The organism is Streptomyces sp. AB3(2024) (genome assembly GCF_041862025.1).
Taxonomy (GTDB): domain Bacteria; phylum Actinomycetota; class Actinomycetes; order Streptomycetales; family Streptomycetaceae; genus Streptomyces.
The window spans coordinates 40,501-51,808 of record NZ_JBGWAB010000047.1; the positions used below are offsets into that span (position 1 = coordinate 40,501).

General features: G+C 74.7%; 10 protein-coding genes. 3 read left to right on the forward strand and 7 right to left on the reverse strand.

Annotation, left to right across the window (positions count from 1 at the left end; all coding sequences use genetic code 11):
• Positions 1 to 6 precede the first annotated feature (6 nt).
• The 6 genes from ACEPPI_RS19880 to ACEPPI_RS19905 form a co-directional block, all read right to left on the reverse strand.
• On the reverse strand, positions 7 to 1,575 hold the full coding sequence (locus ACEPPI_RS19880) for a hypothetical protein (RefSeq protein WP_373916569.1): 1,569 nt from the start codon (positions 1,573 to 1,575) through the stop codon (positions 7 to 9).
• A gap of 129 nt (positions 1,576 to 1,704) precedes the next feature.
• On the reverse strand, positions 1,705 to 2,364 hold the full coding sequence (locus ACEPPI_RS19885) for an ABC transporter ATP-binding protein (protein WP_373916570.1): 660 nt from the start codon (positions 2,362 to 2,364) through the stop codon (positions 1,705 to 1,707).
• Positions 2,357 to 3,253, reverse strand: coding sequence for an ABC transporter ATP-binding protein (locus ACEPPI_RS19890; protein ID WP_373916579.1), 897 nt, complete (start codon positions 3,251 to 3,253; stop codon positions 2,357 to 2,359). Before ACEPPI_RS19890 ends, ACEPPI_RS19885 begins: the two co-directional genes overlap by 8 nt.
• A 77-nt stretch (positions 3,254 to 3,330) precedes the next feature.
• Positions 3,331 to 4,254 carry an ABC transporter permease gene (locus tag ACEPPI_RS19895; protein WP_373916571.1) on the reverse strand — a complete coding sequence of 308 codons (924 nt, stop codon included), beginning with the start codon at positions 4,252 to 4,254 and terminating at the stop codon, positions 3,331 to 3,333.
• A complete protein-coding gene (locus ACEPPI_RS19900; RefSeq protein ID WP_373916580.1) occupies positions 4,247 to 5,239 on the reverse strand; it encodes an ABC transporter permease in 993 nt (330 codons plus the stop codon). Before ACEPPI_RS19900 ends, ACEPPI_RS19895 begins: the two co-directional genes overlap by 8 nt.
• Positions 5,236 to 6,825, reverse strand: a complete 1,590-nt coding sequence (locus tag ACEPPI_RS19905) for an ABC transporter substrate-binding protein (RefSeq protein WP_373916572.1) — start codon at positions 6,823 to 6,825, stop codon at positions 5,236 to 5,238. Before ACEPPI_RS19905 ends, ACEPPI_RS19900 begins: the two co-directional genes overlap by 4 nt.
• A 229-nt stretch (positions 6,826 to 7,054) precedes the next feature.
• Between ACEPPI_RS19905 and ACEPPI_RS19910 the strand changes: the two genes are divergently transcribed.
• Both ACEPPI_RS19910 and ACEPPI_RS19915 read left to right on the forward strand, forming a co-directional pair.
• Positions 7,055 to 8,023 carry a fibronectin type III domain-containing protein gene (locus tag ACEPPI_RS19910; RefSeq protein WP_373916573.1) on the forward strand — a complete coding sequence of 323 codons (969 nt, stop codon included), beginning with the start codon at positions 7,055 to 7,057 and terminating at the stop codon, positions 8,021 to 8,023.
• 172 nt (positions 8,024 to 8,195) lie between these two features.
• On the forward strand, positions 8,196 to 10,232 hold the full coding sequence (locus ACEPPI_RS19915; protein WP_373916574.1) for an NB-ARC domain-containing protein: 2,037 nt from the start codon (positions 8,196 to 8,198) through the stop codon (positions 10,230 to 10,232).
• Between the two features lie 143 nt (positions 10,233 to 10,375).
• Here the strand turns inward: ACEPPI_RS19915 and ACEPPI_RS19920 are convergent, their stop codons facing one another.
• Positions 10,376 to 10,561 (reverse strand): DUF5999 family protein, encoded by a 186-nt coding sequence (locus ACEPPI_RS19920; protein ID WP_100661028.1) that lies wholly within the window; start codon positions 10,559 to 10,561, stop codon positions 10,376 to 10,378.
• A gap of 155 nt (positions 10,562 to 10,716) precedes the next feature.
• Between ACEPPI_RS19920 and ACEPPI_RS19925 the strand changes: the two genes are divergently transcribed.
• Complete coding sequence (locus ACEPPI_RS19925) at positions 10,717 to 11,139, forward strand: SRPBCC family protein (RefSeq protein ID WP_373916575.1); 423 nt, start codon at positions 10,717 to 10,719, stop codon at positions 11,137 to 11,139.
• Positions 11,140 to 11,308: the final 169 nt, after the last annotated feature.

An 11,308-nucleotide genomic window follows, 5' to 3' on the forward strand; every position in this document is an offset into this window, starting at 1 on the left:
CTTCGGTCAGCCGCCGTCGCGGACGGCGACGATGCCGTTGAACACGCCGACGTAGGCGGTGCCGTCGGGGCCGAGGGTGATCGGCGCCCAGTTGTTGTCGTACAGCGGCCCGGTTCCGGTCAGCTGCCGCCAGCGGCGCTCACCGGTGCGGAAGTCCACCGCGGTGAGGTACCAGGCGTCGATGCCCCAGAAGTTGGGCTCCTTCTCGTAGAAGTAGAGCAGCCCGTTGCCGGTGGAGAGCTTGGGGACGACGGAGGGCGAGCGGATCGCGCTCTGCCACACCGTGTCGCAGCCGCTGCCGTCGGCGCGGACGTCGATGCGGCTGACGCCGCCGGTGACCGACTTGCCGAGGAGCAGCGAGGTGGGGTTCTCGTAGCCGTAGTTGTTCTCGACGACGATGCTGTTGCCCCAGGTGATGAGGGAGTTGTCGGTGGTCGAGGCGCCGGAGCCGAAGACGGGCACCTTGCAGACCAGCCGCCGGTCGGCGGGGACGTCCACGCCCCGCCGGTAGACGAGGACGTTCATCCGGTCGTCGGCGTTGTCGGTGATGGCGACGTAGCCATTGCCGAAGAGGTCCGGGGTGGTGCCCGAACCCTGGTTCACGGAACCGGGCTTGGTGCCGGTACCGCGGTCGTAGGTCTGGCGCCACTGTGCCTCGGGGGTGCCGTCGGCGGTGGCGCGGAAGCTGTAGAGCGCGTGGTCGGTGACGATGGAGACCCCGTCCTCGGCGACCGAGAAGGAGTTCTGGATCTCCTCGCCCTCCAGGCGGATCGAGCGGATCGCGCCCGTGCCCGGGTCGACGGTGCCGACGCGGCCCAGCCGGGTGACCCACCAGATGCGGCCGTTCCAGTCGGGCATGACGGAGGTGACCGGGTCGCAGGTGCCGCTGGGCCACAGGTTGGTCCAGCTGACGCAGTCGTGGGGCACCTGGCCGGTGAGGTCCCAGTCGTTCTCGACGGTGAACTTCCAGCTGCCGTCGGGGTTCTGGCTGTGGGCGAGGCGCAGGACGTGCTGGCGGGAGTCGGCCAGCACGGCCCGGTCCTGGTCGTCCAGGTAGAAGTAGGCGCCGCCGGAGGTGTCCTTGAAGATCTTCGCGAAGTCGAGGGAGGTGATCGCCTCGACCGTCGAAGAGCGCTGCGGGAGCTGGTACTCCGCGAGCGTGGCGAGCGTACGGGGCTCGAGGAGCTTGACCTTGAAGCCGGAGAAGGTGCCGCAGACGGTGACGAGGCGGCCGCCCGCGTCGAAGGTGGCGGTGGCGCACTCACCGCCGAGGGCGGCGATCTTCTCGCTGGTGACCTGCGGGTTCTTGCCGAGCGGGCCGGACCAGGGAGAGGTGGCGCTGCCGGCCGCGTCGGAGTGCATGCCGCTGCGGCCGTTGGGCGCGAGGAAGGGGTGCTGCGGCGGGGCTTCGCCGGGCAGCGGCGCCGCGGCGGCGGGGCTCCCCTCGTAGTGGCTGACCAGGCGGTGGCCGGGAGCCTTGGGGATCTCCTCGGCGTGGGCCGGGGAGATCCCGCCGATCACCGTCAGGGCGGCGATGGCGGGGACCACAGCGCAGTTCAGCGCTCTTCGGAACATCCGGTCATCCTCCTTTTTCCACAGTGTTGTTGACATTGCGTCTGACATCGCGCCGCCGCCAGACGCTAGATCGCACTGCCCGAGGAGTCCATGGAAGAGCCGGATGATTCACGAAGGCGCAACAGTCGATCAACTGTCCGCGATGTCGCTCCAGTGGGCCGTACGGTCGCACCACCGGCCGAGCAGCACCGGATCGTGGCCCACCGCGAGCAGCCCGGCCCCGGTCTCCCTGCGGTACGCCTCCACCGCCGCGACCAGGGCCGCCGTGGTGGAGGCGTCGAGCATCGCGGTCATCTCGTCGCAGACCAGCCAGCGCGGCCGCAGCACCAGCGCGCGGGCCACGCAGGCGCGTTGCAGCTGGCCGTCGCTGACCTCGTGGGGGCGCCGGGCGAGGAGGTCCGGGCCGAGGCCGACCCGCTCGGCCAGTCCGTCGACGGCCGCTTCCGCCCCCCGCCCGCGGCCCGTGGCCCGCAGCGGCTCCGCGACGAGGTCGCGCAGCCTGAGGCGGGGGTCCGCGGCGAGCCTGGGCTGCTGGAAGACGACGCCGACCTCGGTGCGCAGGGAACGCGGGGCCCGGTGCCGGAAGCCGGTCACGGTGCGGCCGCCGAGGACCACCGTCCCCCGGTCCGGCCGGTGCAGCAGGGCGGCGACCCGGGCCAGGGTGGACTTGCCGCAGCCGCTGGGCCCGAGCAGGCCGAGGGCCTCGCCGGGGCGCAGCGCGAGGTGCGCGTCACGGACGACGGGCCGGCGGCGGTCGTAGCCGGCGGTGATGCCCCGGAGCTCAAGCACGGTGGCAGGCCACCCCTTCGGTCAGCGGGGGCCGTACGGCCCGGCAGTCGGCGTCGGCCAGGGCGCAGCGGGCGGCGAAGGCGCAGCCGGGCGGCAGGTCGCCGAGTTCGGGCGGGGCTCCGGGGATCGGTGTGAAGGCGCGCTCGGGGAGGGCGTCGAGCAGGCCGCGGGCGTAGGGGTGGCGGGGGCCGGGTGCGCCGAAGAAGGCGTCGGCGGGGGCGAGTTCCACGATCCGGCCCGCGTACATGACGGCGACGGTGTCGGCGACACGCCGGGCCGCGGCCAGGTCGTGGGTGATCATCAGCAGAGCCCGGCCGGCGTCCCTGGTGTGGGCGCGCAGTTCGTCGACGGTGCGGTCGACGAGGTCCCGGTCGAGGCCGGTGGTCGGCTCGTCGGCGAGGAGCAGGGAGGCGTCCCCGACGAGCGCGAGGGCGGTGGCGGCGCGCTGGGCGAGGCCGCCGGAGAGTTCGTGGGGGTGGTGGTCGAGGTGGTCGGCGGGGAAGGCGGCCCGCGCGGCGGCGGCCTCGGCGGCCGCGCGCAGCCGCGCCTTCCCGCCCTGCGGGGCGAGCAGCTCCCGGACGGTCTCCTGGAGCTGCGAGCGGACGGTGCGGACCGGGGTGAGGTGTGCGGCGGGGCTCTGCGGGACCAGGCCGACGCGTCGGCCGCGGACCGTGCGGGCCAGGGTCCTCTCGTCGGCGGCGAGCAGGTCGAGGCCGTCGGCGAGCCGGGCCGACCCGGCGGTCTCGGCGTTGCCGGGGAGCAGGCCGAGGAGTGCGGAGGCGAGGACGGACTTGCCGCAGCCGCTCTCGCCGACGAGGGCGAGGCAGCTGCCGGAGCGCAGTTCGAAGGCCGCGTCGGTGACGGCCTCGACGTGGCGTCCGCCGCGCATCCTGAAGCGGACGCCGAGCCCCTCCACGCGCAGGACGGGGGGCGCCTGCCCGGCGGGCGCGAGTGCGGGACGGGGGCTCACAGGGTCAGCTCCGAACGGCGCCGGGGGTCGAGCCGGTCGCGCCAGGCACCGGCGAGCCCGGCGAGGGCCAGGGTGGGGACGATGAGCAGCAGCCCGGGGAAGAGGGTGGGCCACCAGTCGCCGGCCAGGAGGGAGCCGCGCGCGTCCTGCACGAGGGTGCCGAGGCTGGCCTGGCGGGCGGGCAGGCCGAGGCCGAGGAAGGACAGGGCGGACTCGTGCCACATGGCGTGCGGGATCATCAGCACCGCGGCCAGCCCGGCCCGGGGCAGCACTGCGGGCACCAGGTGGCGTACGGCGACCCGCCACCGCGACGCGCCGCCGGAGACGGCCGCGTCCACGTACGGGCGTCCGCGCAGGGAGAGCACCTCGGCGCGCACGATCCGGGCGGTGGACAGCCAGTGGGTCAGCGCCACGGACACCACCACGGGCCAGACGCCGGGCCGGAACAGGGCCACGACGAAGATGCCGAGCAGCAGGTGCGGAACGGAGGAGAGGGCGTCGACGCCGCGCATGACGAGCCGGTCGGTCCAGCCGCCCAGCGCCCCGGCGGCCGCGCCCACCGCCGTGCCGACCACGGTCGCGGCGAGCGCCGCCACCAGGCCGACCAGCAGGGAGACGCGCAGCCCGAAGACGCAGCGCAGCAGCAGGTCGCGGCCCAGGTCGTCGGTGCCGAAGGGGTGGCGCACGGACGGCGGCAGCAGTTTCGCGGAGAGGTCGACGGCCTGCTGGTCGAGCTGTGCCAGTGGGGGCACCAGCAGGACGGCCAGGGCGAGCAGGGCCAGCACGGCCGCCGAGGCGCGCAGGCGCAGGGTGCGCGTGGAGCGGCGGTCGGGCCCGTGGCGACGCCACTTCACGGGGCCCGCGGGGGCGTCGGGGGCCGCGCCCGCGGGGGCGCCGGTCGCGCCGGGGAGGTCAGCCATCGAAGCCCACCCTCGGGTCCGCCAGCCCGTACAGCAGGTCGGACAGCAGGTTCCCGGCCAGCACCGCGGCGGTGGCCAGGACGGTCAGGGCGGCCAGCAGCGGGAAGTCCACCGAGGTGGCGGCCTGGACGGTGGCGGCCGCGATGCCGGGCCAGCTGAACACGGTCTCCACCAGCAGGGCCCCGGTGATCAGCTCCGGCACTCGGGAGCCGATGAGCGTGAGCACGGGGAGCATCCCGCAGCGCAGCCCGTGGCCGAGCAGGACCCGCCGCTCGGACAGGCCCCGCGCCCGGGCCCCGCGTACGGGGTCCTGCTCCAGCGCGTCGGCCACGCCCTCGCGCACGTAGAGGTAGAACCAGGGCATCTGGGAGAGGCCGAGGACCAGCGCGGGCAGCACCAGGTGCGAGGCGACCTGCCCGGCGGTGACGGTGTCGGCGGCGGCGTCGGTGAGTCCGCCGGACGGCAGTGCGCCGAGGCGGACCGCGAACAGCCAGACGGCCAGCAGCCCGAGCCAGAAGGCGGGGGCCGCCTCCAGGACGTAGGCCAGGGCGGTGGCGACCCGGTCGAGGGGGCCGCCCCGGCGGCGGGCGGCGAGCACGCCGAGGGCCGTGGCCGGCAGCAGGGCCACGGCGAGGGCGCAGCAGGCGAGCAGGGCCGACCAGCCCAGGCGTCCGGTGATGACGTCGGCGACGGGCTGGCGCAGGACGGCGGAGGTGCCGAGGTCTCCGGTGAGCGCCGAGGTGAGCCAGTCCCACCAGCGCGCGGTGAACGGCCGGTCCACGCCGAGGTTGGCGCGCAGCTGGTCGAGTTCGGCCTGCGAGGCGGTCAGGCCCGCGGTGCCGGCGTAGGCCTTGACGGGGTCGAAGGGGGACAGGGCGGCGACGGCGAAGACGCCGAAGGTGACGAGGAGCAGGACGGGGGCGGCGAACAGGGTCCGCCGCCCCGCCATGCGCGCCATCGGCCCCCAGGGGAGGCCGCGGGTCACTTCTGCTTCGGCTTCCAGTGCTCGACGTTCCACCAGGGGCCGGAGCCGAGACCGTGGTCGTGGGGTTCGACCTGGGTGGAGGGGCCGTCCCAGCGGTCGTTCACGACGTAGAGGTGGTCGATGTGGGTGAGGAAGACGTAGCCGGGGTTCTTGACGAGCTCGCGCTGCACGGTGTCGTACGCGCTCTTGCGGGCGGCCGGGTCGCCGCTCCTGCGGGCGTCGGTCAGCGCCCGGTCGACGACCGGGTTGTCGTACCGGGCCATGTTGTTGAAGCCGTCGCCCGCGAGGGAGGAGCTCAGCAGCGGGTACTGGTCGAAGTCGGGGTCGGCCGGGGAACCGCCGCCGGCGAGGACGGCGTCGGTCTTCATCCGGGGTTCGATGACCTCCCAGGTCCCGGCCTCGGTCGTGACCTCGACGCCCGCCTTGCGGGCGTCGGAGGCGAAGGCCAGCGCGTGGTCCTGGCGGATCTTGTCGCCGGTGGTGTACCAGAGCGGGAAGGAGGCGCGGACCCCGTCCTTGACGCGGACGCCGTCCGCGGCGGGCTTCCAGCCGGCGTCGTCGAGGATCCGCTTCGCCCGGTCGGGGTCGTACGCGCGTTCCGTACCGGGCGTGAACCAGGGGCTGTCCGTGGGCACCGGGCCGTGGGCGGCCCTGCCCGCGCCGTCCAGGAGCTTGTCGACCATGGTCGCGCGGTCGACGGCGATGTCCAGCGCCTGCCGGACGGCCGGGTCGCCGGTGACCGGGTGGTGCGTCGGGAGGGTGACGTCGCGGTAGTCGAAGGTCTTCGCGGCGAACGTCCTGCGCGTGCGGTCACCGGCGAAGCCCGCGGCCAGGTTCGGGGGCAGGATCGCGGCGTCGAGCTCGCCGGAGCGCAGCCGGGTGGCGCGCACGTCGTCGTCCTTGATCACGGCCATCGTGAACTTCTTCACGGCGGGCTCGCCGCCCCAGTAGGACGGGTTGGCCCTGAAGGAGATCTTCTCGCCCTTGGACCAGCCGGTGAGCACGTACGGTCCGGTGCCGACGGGCCGGGTGGTGAACCCGCCGCTGTTGACGTCCTGCTTCCCGGCGACGTGCTGCGGGGCGATGGGCAGGACGGTGCGTTCGGCGAAGGGGGCGTAGGGGTACTTCAGGGTGAAGACGACCCGGTCCGGGCCCTGTGCGGTGACGCTCTCGATCGCGTCGAGTTCGGTCTTGGAGGCGTTGTTCGTCGCCGGGTCCAGGATGGTCCGGTAGGTGAACTCGACGTCGGCGGCCGTGAAGGGCTTCCCGTCGCTGAACTTCACGCCCTGGCGCAGCCGGTACGTGTACGTGCGGCCGTCGGCGGAGACCTCGGGCAGGGCTTCGGCGAGGGCGGGCCTGAGCTTCATGTCCGCGTCGTGGGTGAGCAGCCCGTCGAAGATCTTGGAGTTGCCGTCCTTGCCGTAGCCGAGCAGCGGGCTGAGGCTCTCCGGCTCGGTGGCGATGCCGACCACGGCGGAATCGGCCGGCCGGGCCGGCCCCGAGGGGTTCGCGCAGGCCGTCACGCCCGTGATGAGTGCGGTGGCGAGCGCGGCTGCGGCCGCTCCCCGTACTGTCCGGGCCGTCATGCTGTGCACATCCCTGTTTACGGTCATCTGTTATTGCAAAGAGATCGCAATAATGTCAGACGGGTTCAGAAGAAGACGAATCCGGCCACACCACCCCCCTCGGGGCCTTCCTGCCGCCCCGGCCGCCGCCCGCCCGCGGCACGGGTCTTGCCCGGTCGGCGCCGCGCGTGCCATATATGTCTAGACCTTTACGAGGTCACCGTGGCAAGGAAGCGCAGGAAGGCCCCCCGTGCGACGCACCGCTCCCCCGCACCCCCTCCCCCTGGCCCTCGTGCTGTGCCTGGCGGCCGGCGCGCTGGCCGGGTGCGGCGGCTCCGGCGACACCCGCCCCCCGCACGCGCCCGCCGGGCTCACCGCCCAGGCGGGCAGCGCCACTTCGGTCCACGTGATGTGGGAGTCGGCCGCGCCCGCCGACGGGGTCACCGGCTACCAGGTCTTCCAGGCCGGACAGCTGGTCAAGGAGCTGCCGGCCGACCGGACGATGGTGGACGTGACCGGGCTCGCCCCCCGGACGGCCTACGACTTCACCGTCCGCGCCCGGGACGCCGCCGGGAACCGCTCCGCCCCCAGCGCGCCCGTACGGGCCACCACCCCGGCGGCGAGGCCCGAGGACCACGTGCCCCCCACCGCCCCGCCCGCCACCACCGGCCGCGCCGAGGGCCCCCGGACGGTCCGGCTCGACTGGACCCCGGCCACGGACGACACGGGCGTGACCGCCTACGACGTCTACCAGGGCGGCACCCGCATCCACACGGCCGGCCCCGCCGAGCGGGGCACCTCGCTGACCGGCCTGCAGCCGGGCACCGCCTACTCCTTCACCGTCCGCGCCCGCGACGGGGCCGACAACTCCTCGCCCGACGGCCCCGCCGTCGCCGTGACCACCCCGGCCGACCCCGACCGCGCCCCGGACACCGCGCCCGGCGCCTTCACCGCGACCGCCTCCCCCGGCACGGTCGACCTGAGCTGGAACCCGCCGGACACGGGGCGCCCCACGAGCGAGTACCAGCTCTACGTCAACGACCGGCCCGTCACCGTCATCCAGTTCGGGGCCGGAGCCGTACCGGCCGGCCGCGCCTCCTACCGGATCGGCACGGCCGAACCGGCCGGGACCGCCTGGTCCCTGAAACTCCGCGCCCGCCTGCCCGACGGCAACTGGGGAGCCTTCTGCGAGGAGCGCCGGATCACCCTCGCCGGCTGAGGCGGCCGACGCCGGCCGACCCACCGTCACCCGCACGGCGCACGGCGATCCGAAGCGAACGGCCGTGCCGTGAAAGAAGATCGCGCACAATACATCCGTGTTCGGTGAGTACTCGGTCAACGACAATCAGGCAGACTCCGCGGGTGTCGGCCCTGCGCCAGACTCTGGCGCCGTGCCGGGAAATCTGCCGCCGGACGTGGCGAGCTTCGTCGGTCGGGAGGGTGAACTCACCCTGCTCGACCGTCTGTTGGGCGAACGAAGACTGATCACCCTGACCGGGGTCGGCGGCGTGGGCAAGTCCCGCCTCGCCCGACGCGCCGTCGGCCGGGCCTCGGCCCGGCGCGACGGGGTCTGGCGCGACGGGGTCTGGTGGGTACAGCTCTCGCCGCTGCGCGACCCCAGACTGCTCACCACCACGGTGGCCCACGCCGTCGGTCTCGCCGACCACTCCGCGCAGCCCCTCGACGAGGAGCTGTGCGCGTGGATGGCGGACAAGGAGATCCTCCTCGTCCTCGACACCTGCGAACACCTCGTCTCCGAGGTGCGGCACCTGACGGGCGAACTCCTGCAGTCCGCACCGGGCCTGACCGTGCTGACCACCTCCCGGGAACGGCTGGGCTCCCCCGGCGAACGGGTCGTCGAGGTCCGCCCGCTGCCCTCCGAGGGCCCCGACAGCGACGCCCTGGCCCTCTTCCGGGCCCGCGCCCTGACCGCCGCCCCGGAGGCCGCCGCCGCCGTCTTCGCCGACCCGGACCGCACCCGCACCGCCGCCGAGGTCTGCCGCCGCCTGGACGGCATCCCGCTCGCCCTCGAACTGGCGGGCGCCCGGCTGCGGTTGTGGACTCTGGAGCAGATGGCGCAGCGTCTGGGCACCCGCTTCGAGGTGCTCGCCGACACCCGGGCCGCGCACCTGCCCCGGCACCAGACCATGCGCACCGCGATCGGGTGGAGCCACGAGCTGTGCGAGCCCGTGGAGCGGCTGCTGTGGTCCCGGCTGTCGGTGTTCACCGGGGACTTCGACGTGGCCGCCGCCCGGGCCGTGTGCTCCGGCGGGCCGCTGGCCCCGGGGCGGGTGGAACGGGTACTGGAGGGGCTGGTCGCCAAGTCCGTCGTACGCCGCTCCCGGGAACGGGGGGCGGGCGCCCGCTACCTGATGCTGGACACGATCCGCGAGTTCGGCCACGACTGGCTGGTGGAGCTGGGCGAGGTACGGTCCGTCGCCGACCGGCACGCCCACTGGTACGCCGCGCTGTCGCAGGCCGCCGACAAGGGCTGGATGGGGCCCGGCCAGGTGGACTGGTACCGCAGGATGACCGCCGAGCACGCGCAGCTGCGCACCGCCCTGGAGCACCTGCTCGCCGCCGACCCGGCCGCGGCCCTGGAGATGGCCGGAGCCCTGTGGTTCTTCTGGTTCGCCTGCGGGCACGTCCACGAGGGCCGTCGCTTCCTGGAACGGGCCCTGGACGAGGCCCCGCCCGGGGGCGCCGCCCGGGCCCAGGGGCTGTGGGCCCTCGGCCTGACGATGCTGCTCCAGGGCGACTTGGAACCGGCCCGGGAGACCGGCCTGCGGTGTGCCCGTGCGGCCGCCCCGCTCGATGACCCGGAGCCGGAGCTGCGCGCCGCCTACCTGCGGGCCGTGTCGGTCCTGATGCCGGGCGACCCGACTGCGGCGATCGTGCTGGCCGGACCCCGGGCGCGGGCGGGCCACGGCGGCCGCACCAGCGGCACGGGCTGGCTGCTGTGCCGGCTGGCCACCGGGTACGCCCTGTGCGACCTCGGGCGCTACGAGGAGGCCGCCGAGGAGGCCCGGGGGCTGCGGGAGTCCTGCGCGGAGCTGGGCGAGCGCTGGCTGCGGGCGTACGCGGACTACATCCTGGCCGTCGCGGCGCTGGGGCTCGGCCAGCACGGGGAGGCGGCCCGGCACGTGCGGGCGATGCTCTCGGGGAAGCGGCTGCTGGGCGACCGCTTCGGCATCGCGCTGGGCCTGGACGTGCTCGCGGCCGCGGTGGCGGCCCTGGGCGACGGGGAGCTGGCCGCGCGGCTGCTCGGCACCGGGCACGCCTGGTGGCGCACGGTCGGCCGGCCGCAGATGGGCTCGCCCTCGTTGACCGCCCTGCGGGACCAGGGCGAACGGCAGGCACGGGCGGCGATCGGCGACGCGGCGTACGAGACCGCGTTCCTGGGCGGTACTGAGGCGCCCACCGGCTGATCGCCTTCCGGTGGACGCCGTAATGCCGGGGCTCCCGTCAGTACGGGAGGGGTCTGCCCGACGGTGTGCGCAGGTCCAGGTCTCGGGGGGCGGGCTTGGGGACGGGCTTGCGGATCAGCTGCTGGCGCATGCTGCCTCCTCGCTCAGACCAGGGCCGGCCGACGGGGTTCCACCGTCCGGCCTTCGGGGAGCAGTTCACCGGTGTCGTCGAACACCACCACGCCGTTGCAGAGCAGGCTCCAGCCCTGTTCGGGATGGGAAGCCACGACGCGCGCGGCCTCGTGGTCGGCGCTGTCGGCGGGCGGGCAGGGGGGCTGGTGGGAGCACATGGCGCACCTCCTCGCAGTGTGGGGCGGGAGGGCCGGTGGTCACCCGGTCGAATCCGCGATCCACGGTGGCGGTGAGTATTACCGATCGCCGCCCCCGGACGGAACCCATATTCGAGGTCCAGTTCAGGGTGTGTATGCCCGCTTACCATGCGCTCATGCCCGTCATCCGGATCATTCGCCGCAGCCCGCTCGCGCCGGCCGACGCCTGGAGGCGGGTGACGGACTGGGAACGCCACGGCGCGCAGGTCCCGCTGACCCGGACGATCATCTGGACCGCGCCGCCGACACGTGCCGGAACCCGCTTCACGGCCCGCACCGGAGTGGCCGGAATCACCTTCGACGACCCGATGGAGGTCGTGCGCTGGGAGCCGCCCCGGCTGGTCCGGCTCGAAAAGCGCGGCCGGGCGGTGACCGGCTGGGCCGAGATCGAGGTGCGGCCGGGCCCCGGCGGGGGCTCCGAGGTCCTCTGGCGGGAGGAGCTCCGGGTACGGGGCCTGCCGCGCCTGCTGGACCCCCTGACGGCCCGCGCGGGCCGGTTCCTGTTCGGCCGCGCCCTCACCCGCCTCCTGCGCGGCTGAACCCGGGCCGGGGGCTCAGCGGACCCGGCCCACGGCCCGTGCGCCACCCGACGGCGGGCCCGACCCCACGGCCCCCGCACCACCCCACAGCGGGCCCGGCCCACGGCCCGCACCACCGCGCCACGGCGGGCCCGGTCCCACGGGCCCGTACGCCACCACGCCGCGGGCG